Annotated in this window: 24 protein-coding genes; 14 read left to right on the top strand and 10 right to left on the bottom strand. The window is 40.9% G+C overall.

Annotated features, from left to right (window positions below):
- Positions 1–2 precede the first annotated feature (2 nt).
- Together trxC and NHB35_RS03480 are read left to right on the top strand one after the other, a co-directional pair.
- Positions 3–425: a thioredoxin TrxC gene (gene trxC / locus NHB35_RS03485; RefSeq protein ID WP_353433017.1), complete on the top strand. Its 423-nt coding sequence runs from the start codon at positions 3–5 to the stop codon at positions 423–425.
- A 23-nt stretch (positions 426–448) separates the two neighbouring features.
- Positions 449–724, top strand: a complete 276-nt coding sequence (locus tag NHB35_RS03480) for a SemiSWEET transporter (RefSeq protein WP_353433016.1) — start codon at positions 449–451, stop codon at positions 722–724.
- Here NHB35_RS03480 and NHB35_RS03475 read toward each other — a convergent pair.
- The 3 genes from NHB35_RS03475 to NHB35_RS03465 form a co-directional block, all read right to left on the bottom strand.
- Positions 721–1,164 (bottom strand): hypothetical protein, encoded by a 444-nt coding sequence (locus NHB35_RS03475; protein ID WP_353433015.1) that lies wholly within the window; start codon positions 1,162–1,164, stop codon positions 721–723. The two genes, NHB35_RS03480 and NHB35_RS03475, sit on opposite strands and share 4 nt — an antisense overlap.
- 11 nt (positions 1,165–1,175) lie before the next feature.
- The gene (locus tag NHB35_RS03470) at positions 1,176–1,403 is read right to left on the bottom strand and encodes a hypothetical protein (protein ID WP_353433014.1); all 228 of its coding nucleotides are present in this window, start codon (positions 1,401–1,403) and stop codon (positions 1,176–1,178) included.
- A 175-nt stretch (positions 1,404–1,578) separates the two neighbouring features.
- Positions 1,579–2,031, bottom strand: a complete 453-nt coding sequence (locus NHB35_RS03465; protein ID WP_353433013.1) for a universal stress protein — start codon at positions 2,029–2,031, stop codon at positions 1,579–1,581.
- 438 nt (positions 2,032–2,469) lie between these two features.
- Between NHB35_RS03465 and NHB35_RS03460 the strand changes: the two genes are divergently transcribed.
- Entirely contained in the window at positions 2,470–2,646 is a 177-nt protein-coding gene (locus tag NHB35_RS03460) for a hypothetical protein (RefSeq protein WP_353433012.1), read from the top strand.
- A 29-nt stretch (positions 2,647–2,675) separates the two neighbouring features.
- Here NHB35_RS03460 and NHB35_RS03455 read toward each other — a convergent pair whose 3' ends face one another.
- Positions 2,676–3,482 (bottom strand): Crp/Fnr family transcriptional regulator, encoded by an 807-nt coding sequence (locus NHB35_RS03455; protein ID WP_353433011.1) that lies wholly within the window; start codon positions 3,480–3,482, stop codon positions 2,676–2,678.
- A 134-nt stretch (positions 3,483–3,616) separates the two neighbouring features.
- On the opposite strand from NHB35_RS03455, the gene NHB35_RS03450 reads away from it, so the two are divergent.
- Positions 3,617–4,213, top strand: a complete 597-nt coding sequence (locus NHB35_RS03450) for an AAA family ATPase (RefSeq protein ID WP_353433010.1) — start codon at positions 3,617–3,619, stop codon at positions 4,211–4,213.
- A gap of 43 nt (positions 4,214–4,256) precedes the next feature.
- On the opposite strand, the gene NHB35_RS03445 is transcribed toward NHB35_RS03450, so the two are convergent.
- A complete protein-coding gene (locus NHB35_RS03445) occupies positions 4,257–4,667 on the bottom strand; it encodes a carboxypeptidase regulatory-like domain-containing protein (protein WP_353433009.1) in 411 nt (136 codons plus the stop codon).
- A 234-nt stretch (positions 4,668–4,901) separates the two neighbouring features.
- Between NHB35_RS03445 and NHB35_RS03440 the strand changes: the two genes are divergently transcribed.
- The 4 genes from NHB35_RS03440 to NHB35_RS03425 all read left to right on the top strand — a co-directional run bounded on the left by NHB35_RS03440 (position 4,902) and on the right by NHB35_RS03425 (position 7,004).
- Positions 4,902–5,279, top strand: coding sequence for a Rap1a/Tai family immunity protein (locus NHB35_RS03440; protein WP_353433007.1), 378 nt, complete (start codon positions 4,902–4,904; stop codon positions 5,277–5,279).
- 8 nt (positions 5,280–5,287) lie between these two features.
- Positions 5,288–5,578, top strand: coding sequence for a hypothetical protein (locus NHB35_RS03435; protein WP_353433006.1), 291 nt, complete (start codon positions 5,288–5,290; stop codon positions 5,576–5,578).
- 175 nt (positions 5,579–5,753) lie between these two features.
- Positions 5,754–6,005 (top strand): hypothetical protein, encoded by a 252-nt coding sequence (locus NHB35_RS03430; RefSeq protein ID WP_353433005.1) that lies wholly within the window; start codon positions 5,754–5,756, stop codon positions 6,003–6,005.
- Positions 6,006–6,596: 591 nt separating this feature from the next.
- Complete coding sequence (locus NHB35_RS03425) at positions 6,597–7,004, top strand: GFA family protein (protein ID WP_353433004.1); 408 nt, start codon at positions 6,597–6,599, stop codon at positions 7,002–7,004.
- A gap of 577 nt (positions 7,005–7,581) precedes the next feature.
- Here the strand turns inward: NHB35_RS03425 and NHB35_RS03420 are convergent.
- Complete coding sequence (locus NHB35_RS03420; RefSeq protein WP_353433003.1) at positions 7,582–8,403, bottom strand: cation diffusion facilitator family transporter; 822 nt, start codon at positions 8,401–8,403, stop codon at positions 7,582–7,584.
- 176 nt (positions 8,404–8,579) lie between these two features.
- On the opposite strand from NHB35_RS03420, the gene NHB35_RS03415 reads away from it, so the two are divergent.
- Together NHB35_RS03415 and NHB35_RS03410 are read left to right on the top strand one after the other, a co-directional pair.
- Positions 8,580–8,777 (top strand): hypothetical protein, encoded by a 198-nt coding sequence (locus NHB35_RS03415; protein WP_353433002.1) that lies wholly within the window; start codon positions 8,580–8,582, stop codon positions 8,775–8,777.
- Between the two features lie 86 nt (positions 8,778–8,863).
- A complete protein-coding gene (locus tag NHB35_RS03410; RefSeq protein WP_353433001.1) occupies positions 8,864–9,130 on the top strand; it encodes a hypothetical protein in 267 nt (88 codons plus the stop codon).
- A 51-nt stretch (positions 9,131–9,181) separates the two neighbouring features.
- On the opposite strand, the gene NHB35_RS03405 is transcribed toward NHB35_RS03410, so the two are convergent.
- The 3 genes from NHB35_RS03405 to NHB35_RS03395 all read right to left on the bottom strand — a co-directional run bounded on the left by NHB35_RS03405 (position 9,182) and on the right by NHB35_RS03395 (position 12,058).
- Positions 9,182–9,523, bottom strand: a complete 342-nt coding sequence (locus NHB35_RS03405; protein WP_353433000.1) for a hypothetical protein — start codon at positions 9,521–9,523, stop codon at positions 9,182–9,184.
- Positions 9,520–10,068 carry a hypothetical protein gene (locus tag NHB35_RS03400; RefSeq protein WP_353432999.1) on the bottom strand — a complete coding sequence of 183 codons (549 nt, stop codon included), beginning with the start codon at positions 10,066–10,068 and terminating at the stop codon, positions 9,520–9,522. The genes NHB35_RS03405 and NHB35_RS03400 overlap by 4 nt, the downstream gene beginning before the upstream one ends.
- A 535-nt stretch (positions 10,069–10,603) precedes the next feature.
- The gene (locus NHB35_RS03395) at positions 10,604–12,058 is read right to left on the bottom strand and encodes an autotransporter outer membrane beta-barrel domain-containing protein (protein ID WP_353432998.1); all 1,455 of its coding nucleotides are present in this window, start codon (positions 12,056–12,058) and stop codon (positions 10,604–10,606) included.
- Positions 12,059–12,288: 230 nt separating this feature from the next.
- Between NHB35_RS03395 and NHB35_RS03390 the strand changes: the two genes are divergently transcribed.
- The 4 genes from NHB35_RS03390 (at position 12,289) to NHB35_RS03375 (ending at position 15,654) form a co-directional block, all read left to right on the top strand.
- On the top strand, positions 12,289–13,728 hold the full coding sequence (locus NHB35_RS03390) for a HAMP domain-containing sensor histidine kinase (RefSeq protein WP_353432997.1): 1,440 nt from the start codon (positions 12,289–12,291) through the stop codon (positions 13,726–13,728).
- Between the two features lie 3 nt (positions 13,729–13,731).
- A complete protein-coding gene (locus NHB35_RS03385) occupies positions 13,732–14,379 on the top strand; it encodes a response regulator (protein WP_353432996.1) in 648 nt (215 codons plus the stop codon).
- Between the two features lie 401 nt (positions 14,380–14,780).
- Positions 14,781–15,197 (top strand): MarR family transcriptional regulator, encoded by a 417-nt coding sequence (locus NHB35_RS03380; RefSeq protein WP_353432995.1) that lies wholly within the window; start codon positions 14,781–14,783, stop codon positions 15,195–15,197.
- A gap of 67 nt (positions 15,198–15,264) precedes the next feature.
- Positions 15,265–15,654 carry a 4-oxalocrotonate tautomerase gene (locus NHB35_RS03375; RefSeq protein WP_353432994.1) on the top strand — a complete coding sequence of 130 codons (390 nt, stop codon included), beginning with the start codon at positions 15,265–15,267 and terminating at the stop codon, positions 15,652–15,654.
- A 56-nt stretch (positions 15,655–15,710) separates the two neighbouring features.
- On the opposite strand, the gene NHB35_RS03370 is transcribed toward NHB35_RS03375, so the two are convergent.
- The gene (locus NHB35_RS03370; protein ID WP_353432993.1) at positions 15,711–16,886 is read right to left on the bottom strand and encodes an HD domain-containing phosphohydrolase; all 1,176 of its coding nucleotides are present in this window, start codon (positions 16,884–16,886) and stop codon (positions 15,711–15,713) included.
- Positions 16,887–16,959 lie beyond the last annotated feature (73 nt).

Genomic DNA, 16,959 nt, shown 5'->3' with positions numbered 1-16,959 from the left:
AAATGATTGTTTCATGCCCACACTGCAGCAAAGGAAATCGTTTCCCAATTGAAAAAATTGCTAGCGCACCTACATGTGGTGCGTGCAAAAAAGATCTTCTAGCTCTTCCAATCTCCCCCGATGAACTAGCCTTTGAGGAGCTAATGAAGGACTCTAGCCTGCCTGTCATTGTTGATTTTTGGGCTCCTTGGTGTGGCCCCTGCAAGATGTTTGCGCCCACATTTGAAGCAAGCGCCGCCGCACGCTCCAATAAGATAGCTCACGTAAAAATTGATACTGAAAAATACCCTGCAATAGGTGCGAAATTTAACATTCGCTCCATTCCCACTCTTGCGCTATTTAAGAATGGTAAAGAGATCAATAGAGTTAGCGGCGCCCTTCAATCTACTCAATTGAATCAATTTATCGACCAAGCGATGGGATAGTAGCAAGTTATTGATGGAATGACATGCTAGATTCAGCGCAGATCATTGAATATATAGGCTTTCTCGCGGCAGCGATTACCGGTGTCGCCCTCATTCCGCAAGCCCACCAGATTTGGAAAAGCCAAAACTTTCATTGCATTTCAATCTTTGTGTACTCACTCTTTACAGCCGGCGCTGCAACATGGCTTTTATACGGGATATTGATTCATAAATGGCCGCTCATCTTATCCAACTCCTTGAGTCTACTTTTAGCTGGTAGCATCTTGACGTTAAAAATTCGATCCGAATCCAATCGTTAGGGTTGCGTTGGTCTATCGGCAGTTAGCCTACTTCCATCTCGGGCATTCAAGGCTAGTAAGATAACCACAAAAGCCATGAGAACTAGCTCAAAAGCTTCCAATCCATAAAACACCGTATTTCTAATATCGTCAGCGGACTGAGTTGCTAATACAAATACGCTTGGAAATAAAAGAAAGATGCTGATTAGACAAATTGCAGTCATTCGCCTCTTTTTGGCTTGAACAATATTGCCTTTTCTTTCATTACCCAATTCATAACCAATTGCTCCAGCAAATAAGATTAGAGGTATATAAGCCCACATAGCCTGCAAAATTGTCTTCTGAACGGCTATTACATCCTGTGGCGCATAGTAAATCTCAGAGACAAGAATTGCTGATAAAAATGCCAATAAACAAAATATCGCAAATATTCCTGCGCTAGCATGTAACATCGTTTTCATTTTGTACTCTCCTAAGTAGAGTCCTGTTCATCAAGGTCTAGACTTGCTAGACAACCTGCGACATTTAAGGCATGAATAATGTCATCCGATTGTGACATCTCGCGTTGAATCTGAATCCTGCCAGACTCCCAATCAACATGAATGCTAGATATGTCTTCGATTGCTTTTAATGCTTGCTCAATAATCTTGATTGATGCTGCTGAAGATATGCCTTGTACATTTAAATTAATTGTTTTCATACAATAGTTCTTAATTAAATCCGCATCCACCTACTTCTCATTCGAAAACAGGTATTTACACAATGCCGCCACCGACAGAATCAGCGCCACTACTACAAGAATTCCAATGATGCCCATCCCACTCAACATAAAACCATCCATCATTTGATTCATAACAACCTACTTGACGAGATCTCTAATTGCCCTTGCCGCGAATTAATAACACTGGCTTAGTAGCCACTCTCGCAATAGACTCAGCAACACTTCCCAGTAAAAAGCGACTAAATCCACGCCTACCGTGCGTACCAACGACTATCAGGTCGGCCTTCCATTTATCTGCATCAGCCACAATTGTCTCGGCAACTCTTGGCTTCCTCGAGCTGGTCTTTATCAGATGCTGGCTAAATGAAATACCCGACTGCTTCAAGCTACGCTTTGCTCTCTCCAAAACCATTTCTCCTTCGCGCTCTAGGGATTTTTGTACTTCCTTGTAATTCATATACTCAGCTTCTGCATACATGTTGTAGATATCAACTACATAAACAATCCGCAATATTGATCCACAATCTCCAGCCAGATTCATTGCCTCTTTAAGAGCTAATTTACTGGTGTCACTACCATCAACTGCTACTAGAATTTTTTTATACATACAAGTGCGTCCTTATTCATTCATATATTTGTTTAGACGTCTTCAATTTATATCCATCAATACCGTCATGTTTGATATAAATCAAAATATTTAAAATATTTCTAAATATTGAACATTGGATCTTTGCCAATTTCTTCAGCCTATCGATACACTCTAGACAACTTGAAAAATTGAAGAAAATTTGATGCGGATCAAAATTTAAATCACTAGCTGACTTATAAAGTAGCTGTGGACGGTGATATGTAGTTCGATTTATGACAAAGGGAATAGATCGAAATCTTTTACTAGCGCGGTAACAATATCTAGGCCATGCCCTTTAAGGTGGGTGTAGTTCAATGGTAGAACGGCAATCTCAATAGGAGTGTCATAGGGGTTCAAATCCTCTCACCCATCGTTCTATTAATGGCGATGTTCGGAGTAAGTTAGGAGATTTATCACATGTTTAATATGAAAAAAATTATCGACATATATGATTGGCTTACTGAACAGCCTGGTGAAACATCAAAAAGACATGCCGAGGAACTAGAAAAGCTAATTTTTGAAGATCTAACTTTTAGAGAGAAGATATTGCAAAGCTATGAGCGTCATAAAGATACTACCGATACAGCGGACTAGCCCACAAAGACACCAGGCACACTAATTCCTCATGGCTTTCTTCTCTCTTTTATGGGGGGATATGAATGAGCTCCACTTTTTGTCAGCTCATGGCGCTCTCTTAGTGTTATTGAGTTTGGCATTTCAAAGATTGGCGATCTAGATATAAACGTAATTTCGCGATTTTTGGATTTAATGACATTTATTTTCTCTAAATGCGATAGAGATCTGCTTAAGGTTTCAACAGTAATACCCAAATAATTAGCCAAGTCAGGTCGTGACATGGGCAATATAAAGTGATCGCGATCATACCCAACCGTGCTCAACCTGTTGGAGTAATTAATTAGAAAGTCGGCAACCCTCTCCAATGAACTCAAGTTCATTAAATCGTAATTGTGAGCATATGAAATATTGAGCAAGTCACTAAGTGCATTTGCCAGCTCACTCATAAACTCTGGATAGCTTTGGATCATAGCCTTGACGTCTGCTATGGGAATAGAACAAACCTCCACGGAGCCCAAACAGATCGCATCTAGCTGATATTTTCCGCTACTAAGGCCATCTAATCCAAGCACTTCACCGGGCACTGAAAAATGAGTTACCTGAGGTATTCCATCACGAAAAACTAGTTCACTTTTCACAGCGCCAAACCTTAGTGAATAGGCATTTGTAAATAAACCATCTCTTCTATAAACGTACTGCCCCTCCTGAAGTGATTTTCGAGATATATAAGAAGATGAAAGAATCCCTACTTCTTTTGTGGATATCTTATTAATGACACATCTAGTGCGTTGCGCACAAGTTGAACATGGCGCGCTAGAGTCTGAGTGTATTGCTGTACGACCCTTGGTATGCATATTGTCAATCGATAAATGCGAAATTACATATTTCTTTATAAGTCTTAAAAAGCGGAATAGCAATAAAAATATATTTGTATCTAATTACGTTTTTAACTGGTCATTTATTTGAATGTATGCCAGACTGATATGAAATGGGCTGCAATTTATCTCCATCAGCGCCGCGCCTAATTGTTTTTGCTGGTCATTCAGGTACGGGCAAGTCTACTTTAGCCAAAAAAGCCTTACCCTTAATTATTGAGAAAACGGGCGAAGCTTTTTTCCTCCTCGACAAAGATACTGTTTTTGGAGCTTATAGCGCTCATGTCATGGAATTAACAACCAATAATCCAAATGATCGAGATAGCCCTTATTTTCTGAAGAACTTACGAGACTGGGAATACTCTGGAATTGTCGATATTGCTCGAGAAAATCTTATGCTTGGAGTCAACATCATCTTAGATGCTCCATTTTCATCCGAAATCAAAAGCGGCAAAATGTTTAGTCCAGCTGCTTTAGGTATACCAACGAACACAATTATTCGTTTAGCATGGATAGACCTGATTGAGAATGAAGCAAAACGCAGAATAGAAAATCGCGCTAATGCACGTGATGAATGGAAACTTGCTCATTGGGAGCAATATAGGGTACGTAGAACCGAGCCCCCAGAAAATCCGTCTCTATTTAGATTTGACAATCTAAATTTTGATACCAAGAAATTTGAACGACTGGTTGACTGCCTTACAAACTAATCCATCAAATTACCAATGGAGTAAATTAGCAAAAAGATTCAGTCTATTTCCAGTAAATGGATACTTTTTCAGGCTGCCCCTTCTTAACCAATAGAGTCTTTTGTTGAGATACCCCGCTATATGAAGCCTCTACCATGTACTCTCCAGATTTGAGGTCGATCAATAAAAGCGGCCCTTCACACGTGCAAGAGAAGATTTCGTTTTTTTGGTTACTCAAAATTCGTACCTTGACCCCTGAAATCCAACTTCCCCATCCCTTTGCATCGATTTGTGAAAATTGCAGCATAAGGGGCCACTGCTTTGCTTGCCCTTCAATTGCTTCAGACTCACCACTACCTATCCCTCCGGATATATAGGGGATCTCATCTGAATATTGCGCTTTAGGAATTTGCGCATATGGTGTGCTACTGCAGAGCGCTACCAATATGCATGCTACAAACTTTACTAGCTTCATGATCCAGCTCCCTTAAAAGTTTCACAATTTCATTCTTTACCTTGTTGATTTGATGATTTGAGTCTATTAAATTATTTTTCTCTTATTTTGAGATAAATCAATTTATTGCTTATAAATCTCTATCGCCTACTTGCCGTGCATATATTTACGGAGTTAACTGGACATGTGTCCTGGCTTTAATTTTTAACGCATATTGTTAAGAGTGAATTTAGGGCAATGAAATAGGAGGATTAAATGAAATATCGTTTATATATTTTGGCATCTAGCCTTTACGTGATGGCAACTGCGCAAGCAGTAGCGCAGGAAAAAATACGGGTACCAAGCACTCAAGAAGTTATAAGTACTTGTAAAACGCCCTCAAGCCCTGAATCGAGAAGTTTTTGTATCGGGTATGTGACTGCGGTCTACGACTCATACATGGTTTCACGCAAGCCAAAAAAGGTTGAATCCCTTATCTGCATGAATCAGCCTGCCTCTACTAGAGATGAGGTTATTGCAGACCTTACCAAATGGTCAGACAAGCATCCGGAATACGCAATGGAACCAGCTGCAGGCAATATTTTGCGCTTCTTTTCTGAACGTTTCCCTTGCAAGAAAAGCGTAAAAAGATAGGAGATAACATGAACAATAAATTAATTGCTACTTTGCTAATCACTGCCAGCATTACGGCTTGTTCAAATATGAATAGTAGCCAACAGAGTACACTATCGGGCGGAGCTATTGGCGCTGCGGCAGGAACTGCTGGAGCACTTATCTTTAATGGAAATCCTATTTGGGGCGCTGTTGGCGGCGCAGCAGTTGGAGCTATAGCTGGCTATGCAATAGACCAATCGCACAAGAAGCCTCAAGCTAGTGGCGGAACTAAGCCAGGAAAAGGAACCTCGTCAGGTGGATCGACTTCTGCGAATTAGAAAGACTATTACCGGCAGAGGTCTATATTGCTTAATCGCTCTCTGCCAGCTTATGTTTTTCTTCTTGCAGTGTCAATATAACAATATCCTAATATCAAGTGAGTATTAAATTCACGCAATCGAAATCAGACAGCTTTTTAGACATTGAAATAAAATATTCCATAAGGAGATTTAAATGAAACGTATATTAATAGCTATTCTTCTAACGCTTCCTTTTATCGCCTTTGCTCAGGGCAATAGTAGTTATGCGCCCGGCAAGGAAAAAGCATCTGGTCAATCTGCAAAACAATTTGCACCAGGACAAGAGAAAGGCTCAGGTCAATCTGCAAAACAATTTGCACCTGGACAACAAAATAAAGACGGCGTTATGCCATTACAAGGTGGTGGCGAAGGCAACAAGGGAGACCGTAGAAAGAATAAGTACTAATTAAATTTGCCCCATCAATCGATGGGGCATAACAATTCACTTACTCTCGCTTTAAATACCACTTAAATCGGCCTTACAACCTTATATAGCCCATAGAAATATTAGCGTCATCTATTGGCACTCAGAGCATCAAACAGGAAAACCTAACCGTTGCTTTGGCAACACCCAAAAGACAAAAACCCCACCATTGCTGATGAGGGTTTACTATTCTGGCATCCTAGGGCGGGATCAGATTAGCTCTATCGAGGGTTGAAACGTTCGAAATCCTACCTACAGATTCAAACTTTTCGTCAAAGTACAATCGCACACTTTCCAGCACTTAATTAAAAACATCATCATTTCTGATGAGGGCTACTAGCTATGGATATGGCAGAAAGGCTCAAGAATATCGATGTCACCACAAGACAGGTGTCGCGATTTTGGATACTTATGGCACATGGTTTGTCGGGTTACCCGACATTTCATATTTGGCTAGCCGAAAGTTAATTGCCAATAGCCACCTTTCATAAGTGGATTTCATAAATAATCATTTAATTAAGCAAATGAACATTGGCCGTGCTAAATTGACTACATTCAAACAAAGGAAATCGTATGATGCATGTTGATGGGGCTTGTCACTGTGAAAAAATTAAGTTTGAGGCAGAAATTGATCCAGCCAAAGTCGTTATCTGTCATTGTACGGATTGCCAAGCAATGGCCGGCGCACCATTTAGGGTTGTAGTTCCAGCTCTTAAAGAGCATTTCAGATTACTACAAGGCCAGCCTAAAACTTACTTGAAAATATCTGATAGCGGTAATCGTCGCATTCAAGCATTTTGCCCTGATTGCAGCTCTCCTATTTACGCCACTAGCGAGTTTGACCAAGAAATATTTGGTCTTCGTGTTGGTACTCTTAAGCAAAGAGCGCAACTTACCCCGACAAAACAGATCTGGCACCGCTCTGCTATGCCATGGTTACACGAGCTTAAAGATCTACCTAAAATCGAAAAACAATCTTAAATTCTGTTAGCAGCAAGTTCAGATCTTGCAGGCCACCGAAAGAGGGGCTCATAACCAGGGTATTGCTCTTTAGCTGCTGCCAGTGCTTTTTGTGAATTATCAACGGCAGTTAGGTTTAAAAATCCATCTTTTAGAAGTGGATCTAAGAAAGTTCTTGATCCAAACCCTACTTCAATAACCGGAGCAAAATCGGTCTTTCAAACTGCCTTAGCAATTTGATGGTATCTGCGTAGCCTGTAAATACTGAATTAAACATTTGGTGCCTGCCATAGAAAAACCACCCGAAGGTGGCTTAGCGTCTCCCCCAACTCCCGAAAACATTGGGTTGGACTTGTTATGAGTCTGACTATATCAAACAAAACTTTGCTGATGGGTAAAGTTAGGGCTAATCGCCTTAATTAAGCACCAGGACAGGAATGCTGCTATGCAATATCACTTCATTAGCCTCACTCATTAAAAATAAGCGCATAACCAGCAGTAATTTGACTGCCTTATAAGCATCTAAAAAGACTTGTAAGTGTCGCGATTTCAGACACTTTGGCACATGGTTTTTCGGGTTACCCGACACACATTCCACCTACTTCAATCTCAATATCCGAATTGCCCCACTCAACACTAAGAATCCAATTGCTAGGCCAATAAACCAATCAGGAATTGGGCTGTTAAACCAAGCTACCAATATGCCGGCAACAATAACGCCGATATTAGCAAGCACATCGTTTGCAGAAAAGATATAACTTGCCCGCATATGAACCCCGTCGTTCTTGCGTTTAGAGATTAAGAACAAGCAGATCACATTTACTGCTAACGCCAACACAGAAATCCAAATCATCATATTGGCTTCGGGCTGCGCCCCAGTATAAATTTGATAGCTGGCTCGCCAAATAGTACCTACAGCTAAAAATAACTCAACAACGCCTGCTAATTTCGCGGCTTTTAATTTATTATGGGCGACATTTCCAACAGCATATAAAGCAACGCCATAGACTGCTGCATCAGCAAACATATCAAGAGCATCAGCAATTAATCCAGCAGATTGCGCCAGCCAACCAGTAATGATCTCTACAAAGAACATAGCACCATTAAGTACCAATAGCCAAATTAAAACTGAGCGCTCTCTAGCCATCTTTTCTTTATCTTGAACTTGAGTAGGCACCGAATCAATGGATCTATTGCTCTGAATACTTGCGCCAAAATTTAAAGGCAAAAGCTTTTCTAAAACTTGATTAGGATCTTCTGAATGGCAAATAACTACTTTGCGATTAGGAATGTCAAAACTCATTGAGTAGATTACCAATGAGCTTAATGCCATACGAATCATTTGCTCCTCAGATGGGCAATCCATCGCCGGTACTAAAAAAGTAGTTTCGGTAACGGCAAAGATCTGATCAGAACTCATACCTCAATACTGTAGCTGAATTACGGCACCTAGCAACTAGATGCCCCCTCGAAATTATGCCGTTTAGAAAAGAGGATTCAATACGCTCCATCTACACTAAATTGCGGCGCTGCACTATTAAAAACTATAACTATTTAGGCAATCTGGGCGTATAGTCAATTTAGAGGAGGTGGACTATGAGGCGCATTGTCGATATCTACCGTAAAGACCAACGAGGTCAAGTGATTTGGACTTACATCGTCAGCCTAGGTGGCGATGGCACACATCCTAGTCTTGAAGACTTTAAAGAGGAGGCTTTGACTCTTGCAGGCATTGATGGTCGTGGCGCCCTTGAGGATTTAGATGCCCATGTTCATATAGAGATCTTGAAATAGACGATGGCTAATAGCGCGCTACACGCGATTGCGATTGAAGAGCTTAGGCATTCTGATCCAAATTTCACTGGGAATACTGCAAACTTGTGGAAAGTATTAGCAATCTTATTCGTGAAATAGCTCAAAGCCATCCAAACGAGCTCGATTACACCAGCTTTACTGAATCTTTTGATAGAGCAAGTCATGAACCCGTGTTACAAGTGGTGATTGGCACTCATAAAAATGAGCAATATCTTCATATCTATGTGCATAAAGATAAGCATTTTGTAATTGGAAAGTCTGGAAACGGGAAGCCTGCCAAGACAGCAGCTCAAGCTTTAGAAATTATTGAAAAATCTTTAACCGTCCAATAACTAGACGCTGAATAAATTTGCTCTACTAAAAAACGAGCTGCTTGCTTCAATCTAAGACTTCTTCAGACTTGCTTCAATACATTCAGATAAGAATTGCACATATTTGTGGGCTAGTTTTGTGGGAACTACAGACTTTTTACGCCCGTCTGCCTTATCAGCAACCAACTTGACATAACCGAGCACAGCAAGGTTTTTAACTCTGCCATGTAGAGTAGCTTGAGAACCAAATTGGCTCAAATGAATCAAATCGCCCACTAATAAAGTTTGACCTTTATCTGTTGCCAAGAGCATGTATTCAAGCAACTGGATTTCGGTTGAATCTAAAAGCCTGCCAGGATTTGATCTTTCTAAAACATCAATCGTATTTAAAAAGCGAATATATAAATTACTCATCCCTCTAGTTTAATCCTGCGCATACCAGCGATCCATCTTGCTATTGAAACAACTAACAGAATCCCCGTGATATCTCCCAAGAACATCACGCCAACCCCACTCCACAAATCTTGAGAATTACCAGCCAAGTAAAGAATAGATTGCGTGACTAAGCTGTTTAATGTCGCATAGCTCAGAGAAATGGCCACTAATGCGGATAAGGTTAAGTTTGATAACTCACCATCTAATTCAAGCTTGTCCGAACAGATCTTACAAACAAGCCAAGGCACTCCAGCGCTTCCGATAGATAAAATAAACACCAAGCCAAATTGACCTGGAAAGGGATACATCACACCCCAAACGTTGGAAACAATAAAGATGGCTAATGCTCCAATCGGTCCAGCAATGAGGGTCATCAGTATTTTGATGCCGCTTGGCAGATGAACTAAATGTGCCCCGGGGGTCAAATACAAGAAATCAGTACAAAGGTTATTGGCAAAGTAAAAGATGCCATACCCAAAAGTAAGTACTATTAATAATTTGAAGTTTTGGATAACGGTATTCATAACCGCTTTTTAACACCAAGGATCAACAATAGAAATTAAATTGGCCCAACAATTGGGCCCGGTGTGGAATCGACCTAGATATATTTGGGCCTGAAAAGTTCAAAATCCGGTCTACAGATTCGAACTTTGCACCAAAATGCAATCGCACAGTCAATCGCACAGTGACTTTTTGGTCGCTCATAGCCTTATGCTATATAGGGTTTTGAAGACCCACGACTTCTTTTAATCCGTTGGTCGCGAGTTCGAATCTCGCCCGACCCACCAGTTATACGAAGGGATCACAGTAATGTGGTCCCTTTTCTTTCACTTAAATGGAATATGTTGTTACTGTGTGGACTCAATATGGGATCTTGTAGACGTTAATAGGTGGGGATGGGCTACGCTTGATTGAGACTAGGCGACTATTGGAAGATTTGGTTAGAAAGTGTCGTGTTTCGAGACACTTTGAACATGGTTTGTCGGTTAACCCGACAAACGTAATTATGGGCAACAAAAAACCCGCCGAAGCGGGTTGATTGTTTAATACGTAGATAATTTACAAACCAACTGTGTATGTCGCCATTACAGTCGCTGTTGAAACAGCTTGATATGGCTCTTGGCGGTAGATTCCAGTTACACCAATACGTTGATTTTTCTCAACATCATAGTAAGCTCCAACAGTAGCAGTCGCTCTGGTTTTCACTGGATTGCTATTGAAGTTCACTGGGGTTAAGTTAGAAACACCAGTAGCACTTAATGCCCCATTACTTGTATTCGTATCACTCTCTACGCCAGCGCTAGCAAATACAGCAGCTTGTGGCACAAACTTGTAGGAAGCACCAACGCCAGCTAATACTGTAGTAGCGTTGGTATTAAGAGCAGAATAAGTTAATGGTGCAGTTACAGTACCGGTTGCAGCTTCTGTATAGCCACCCATATTGTTTTGGGTGTAACGAATACCAGCATATGGTGACACGATCACATCTTTGGCTACACCAAAACCATACTTAGCTACTGCTTGTGCACCTTGACTGTTTAACTGTGAACCGCCCGAGCCAGCTTCACTGGTGCCTACTACAGCACGAGTAATCGTGGTGTTCTTTTGACCATAAGCGACAGATACTTTGACTTCAGTGCCTGCGCCGTCTTGACGCTCGTTCCAAGCACCAAACAAACCAATCAAAGGCGTGTTGTTGCCAAGGTTAACCGTTGAACCCGCATTGTTTACAGATAAGTTCTGGTCAACATAAGCGCCAACACGATAGTTGCCATTAATTCGGTAACCACCAATCAATAGACCGCTGGTGTTATTTAAACCATTAGCAGCTGATACCGCCGTATTACGACCACCAGCAGAAACGCAAACACCATTCTTATCAAATACAGCGCAGTCATAGGTAAAGCTATTGGCTAATACAGAATTTTGGAGGGTGTAAATACCATGCAATGCGCCAGCAGTGTTTTGAAGGGATGCTTGAGTATCGGCCGTGGACACAGATGGGGTTGGTGTTGGGGTAGGAGTGCTGCCATCCACAAACGAGAGATTAGTCAGCATGAATGGGGCGCTATCATTGCTAAAACCGATCTGTATATATCGATTTCCAGTATAACTTGCCAATGTCGATGCGCTCAGACTGTACACATGATTTCCTGATGTAAGGCTACTTGTAGAAGCACCACTCAAAATCGTTAAAGTAGTACCCCCACCTATCTTTAGCAAAATATTTTGACCAGCTGGAGGGGCTGTAGATATCGCACTGCTTAAAGTAAAGCTCAGAGAGTAATCATGCCCTGAGGCAATAGAAAAAATATTTGTTTTAAAGCTAATTTCATTGGTTGGTGGCAATGATCCACTTGTACCTGAATTAACATCTAGCCCAGTATTGGATCCAGTATAAATAATGGTGAAGCCATTGATTAGGTTTGTTTGAGCATTAGCATTAACGGAAAATAAACTGCTCGCAACTAAAGCCGAAGCAAATGCAATTTTTTTAATGTTCAATACTTTCATTTGATAACTCTCTGCATAAACTGCTGGTTAAATGTGATGCATGGATTCTCCCTAATTTGTTAAGTTAAAAATACGCCCTGTAAGACACTGCCCATAATGGCTATGCCCTAAAGTACAGTGTCCTTTTGGACAATTCTAGATTATTTGCGTTGTTTGAATGGTTAAAACGCAATCTAGGGCCTAGATCACCATAAAATAAAAGCATTCACTAACAGCAATAGCGATCACTCATGAATACTTTTGTTTTAGTCTTGGTTATTCCTGCCATGCTCACGATCGTGTCAGCAAGCACGCTGTATTTCTCATTTAAAGGCAGAGTAGATACATCAGGGCGCTATTTCTTGCTATCAGAATTTCTTTGGCTGCTGGCATTGTTAATCGTTATTGTGCTCAATGTTCTACCCAACCTTATAAGTCATCCATCTTTCTTCGTTCTGTCGGTCGTCACCCTCCTCTCCGAGATAGCGATATTACTGAGCATCAAAGCCCTAACTAAAAAGATTCAGATTCGGGAATTTATTTATTGGATTATTTTTGTAACCGCTTATTGTGGGTTTATTGAATATTTTCGTGGAGCTTTCGGACCTCGATTCCCATTGCTCTTTTTCTCATCTTTTTCAATCTGCGTTACCTCAATTACCTACATCGCCTGCAAACGAACCAATAGCAATGGGCTTGAATCCAATCTTTTTATCAAGTGGATCCTCTATGCAGAATTAGGCCTAACCGTTGTTCATGTATTGCGCTTTTCCAGTTTTTTCACGGGCGCTCCGATGACGCCATTTAATCCCGTGCCATTGGCAATAATATTTTTCTCCATTTGGTTCTCCATTAACCTAGTTCGATACTTTTCCTATCTTGCTTTAAGAGTCAGTTGGGTAGATCCTAGAACTAGCAATGACAACCCTTTAAATCAGAATTTAGTCAAATTGACCAATGAAAAAGAGCAGTTCTTGCAAGGCTTAATATCCTCAAATAGAGCTCTAGGAATCAGCGCCCTAGCAAATTCATTGGCGCACCAATTAAGTCAACCCATCACCGGGATCCTCTTGCAAACTGAATCTGTAAAACGTGATCTGATCGATCAAGGTGATCAAGAAAAGTCAGTCCAAATTCTGAACACCGTAACGGAGCAACTTGGTAAGGTATCTGGCCTAGTTACCAATCTACGAAAGCTATTTGGCGCTAAAGAACCTGAATTTAAAAGATTTAACATTCAGGGCGCCTGCAATGAGGTGTTGGAGATAATCAAACCAACACTTCAATCAAAAAACATTACTCTTAAGGTTTCTTATACAGGCAGCCCAATCATTGTTGGCAACCCAATTCAAATACAACAAGTGCTTATTAATATTTTTAATAACGCAATAGATGCTATTGAAAATGCCAAAACGCAGCGCCAAGAAATTGATTTGAGCATTTTTCAAACTGAATCCTCTGCAGTCATTGCCATAAAAGATACTGGCAGCGGCATATCTGACAATATTGCCTCAAACATGTTCGAGCTTTATCAGAGCACAAAACCAGAAGGTCTTGGTATTGGATTGTGGCTTTGTAAAACGATTATCGATAAACATCATGGCAGTATTACCGCCTTAAATCTTCCAACAGGCGGGGCAATATTCGAAATCCATCTTCCGTTAGCAGAAGAATTGCAGGAGGATAATTAATTCATGATGAACGCCAAGGTAATTATTGTTGATGATGAACCCATTGTTCGCGCTGGACTGGAGAATTGGTTGTCACGTAACTACAAAATTATCGCTTTTGATTCTGCGCAATCATTCTTGGAGGCCTACAAGCAATTCGAATTTGAGGATGGCGTACCAACCTGCATTCTGCTTGATTTTCAGATGCCTGGAATGAATGGTGTTGAGCTACAGAAAAATCTCAAATCAATGAATGCTCAATTTCCCATTGTTTTTATGAGTGGTAATGCCCAGCAATCTGACATTATTGATGCATGGCGAGGCGGTGCTGTTGACTTTATCCTTAAGCCCTTCACTCCAGATCAAGTGAGGGATGTACTAGAAAAACAATTTAACACTCTTTCTCAATCAATCTCAAAGCAAACATTTTCAGATACCAGGGAGCATATCCATATTCCCATTACTAAACGTGAGGCTGAAGTTCTGCTGCTTCTTGGAAGCGGTCAGCAACAGTCTGAGGTGGCACAAGTATTGGGCATTTCACAGAGAACGGTAAAGATGTATCGAGCAAATTTGAGAGATAAACTAGAACTTAATACTCTTGGAGAACTAATCAAGTATTGTCAGCAATATGAAAGTGCAATCACCAAGTTAGCCAAGGATATAAATTAAGCTATTTGTCGTTTTAAACGACACTCTGTTACACACTTACTTAGATTCACTATAGACCCATGCATTACTTGGGGCAAGTATTAGTACGATCTATTACTACTCCGAGCGAGATCAAATAAGCCTCAGAGCTACTTAAAGTAACCCTCAAAAGTTCAAAATCCGCCCCGCAGATTCGAACTTTGCACCAAAATGCAATCGCACAGTCAATCGCACGGTCATATTTGGTCGCTCAAAGCCCTATGCTGTATAGGTTTTTGAAGAGCCACGACTTCTTTTAATCCGTTGGTCGCGAGTTCGAATCTCGCCAGACCCACCAGTTATACAAAGCCCCTTGAGAAATCTAGGGGCTTTTTCATTTCAATATAGTTGCATAGCTAATTAATATCGATTACACTATCCCCATGTTTGAACAATGCCTCTATTTCAATACCACCAGCCTAGCTCGCCAGCTAGAGCGTGAATGGACTAACGCATTTAAGCCTTTTGGCCTCACCCCATCACAAGCCTTCATGCTCAGAGTAGTTTTAGATAAAGCTCCACTATTACAAAGTGAGCTGGCGTTAGAGATGAATATCAGTCGCCCTACTGCTACTAGAGGATTGGATGGGTTAGAGAAATTGGGACTAATTAAGCGCCTTACTTCTGAGAAAGATGGTCGCGAACAGGAGATCCATCCCACTAAGAGGGCTGTTGATATGAAGGATGCCATTAACGCAGCCAGCGGCGCCATAACCAAGCGTCTGAAAAAAGTACTTGGCACCAACCACTTTGAGGATGTTGTCGGACAACTTCGAGTTATTAGCTCTGCCCTGAAGTAGGGATCTTTTTTATTTCAAAAATAGTTGCATAGCTAACTTATTTTATCAATTAACTAAGGAGAATTACATGCCAATCTTGAACGTCAAAGTCAGCGGACAAAAGAATATTGCCACTACCAAGGCTATTCATGAACTATTGCTAGACCTCACCCATCGTATTCTGGGTAAGAAAAAGGAAGTAACTGCTATATCGATTGATTATGCTGATCCAGAGTGCTGGATGGTAGGCGGCAAGCTATTAAGCGAACAAGGCAAGAATAGCTTTTACTTTGACATCAAGATTACCGATGAAACCAACACCAAAGATGAAAAAGCTCAGTACATTAAAGAAGCATTTGAGGGTTTTGAGCGCATCTTAGGCAACCTTCATGAGGAAAGCTATATCTACGTTCAAGATGTTAGGGCTGCTAGCTATGGCTATGGCGGAAAGACTCAGGAGTATCGCTATCACCACTAAACAAGTGTCGCGTTTCGAGGCACTTTGGCGCATAGTTTGTCGGGTAACCCGACAAACTACTTGCGACTATTAAGCATATTAAGAGCCCCTTGGTCATACAACTTTTTTGCCGCCTGAACTGGTAATGGGTCTAATTGATTGCCCGACTCACCTAGTACCAATTCCATTGCTTTATCAATACCCAATGCAGGGCGATATGGTCTAAATGTCGACATTGATTCTAGCGTGTCAGCAACAGCCAGTATCTTTGACTCTAGTAATATTTGATCGCCTTTTAGCCCCAGCGGGTAACCAGAGCCATCAATCCTCTCATGATGCTGCCTGACTATCTCGGCGATTGGCCATACAAAAGGAACTTCCTTAAGCACCTTATATCCATTATTGACATGGTCTCTTAAAATTGCATGTTCATGGTCAGTCAGCGCAACGGGCTTCATCAATATTTCTGCAGGAATAGATATTTTTCCGATGTCATGAACTAAAGCGGCTAATTTCAGTCCATGAATTTGATCTGGACTGCAACCCATCTCCTTGGCAATAGCTTCTGAAATAACGGCTACACGATATTGATGTCCTGCAGTATATGGGTCGCGCAATTCCATAGTTGTAGACATTGCACTAACCATTGACTCTAATGATTTAATCAGTAGTTTTTGAGACTCTTCTTGGCGTAACTTATCTTGTTCTATGATTGCTTGATTTTGCAAACCCTCTATACCAAAAGCAATTTCATCAGCAAGACCTTCAAATAAATGGATTTCAGGCAACGAAAATGCATTAGCAATGCTTGCATAGACTATTAAGCCACCTATAACCTTTTCCCCTCCATGTAACGGCACAGCAACACAGCTTTTAATTCCAAATTTTTGTGCTCGATCTCTCCACGGCAAAAAATTTGGGTCAATATCACAATCATCAACTATAGACGGTTTTTGAGTTCGGATTGCGGCACCCAAAGGACCTCTACCACTGGGCATATTCTCATCCCAGCTCACCATAATTCCATCAGAGTAAGCGCTTGCAGAACCCGATACACCTGCTACTAGTAGATCCTTAGTGTGATTTTCCTTAATCAATCCTACCCAAGAAACTACGTAAGGAAATTGATTCGTAATTCCTTCACAAACACCCTGAACTAGCTCTAGCTGCGTCTTTGCCCTGAGCAAAACTTTAATTGCATTTGAATAAGCTGCTAAGGCCCAAACTTGTTTTACCAATCGATGATCATTCATTTTTTAATATTAGCCGATAAATTTACTCAATGACGGGATTTTGATTGACGGCTAGAGTCTACTGTGAGAAATT

Source organism: Polynucleobacter sp. MWH-UH23A, from assembly GCF_040409805.1.
Classification (GTDB): Bacteria; Pseudomonadota; Gammaproteobacteria; order Burkholderiales; family Burkholderiaceae; genus Polynucleobacter.
This window is presented reverse-complemented; position numbering and strand designations above follow the sequence as displayed.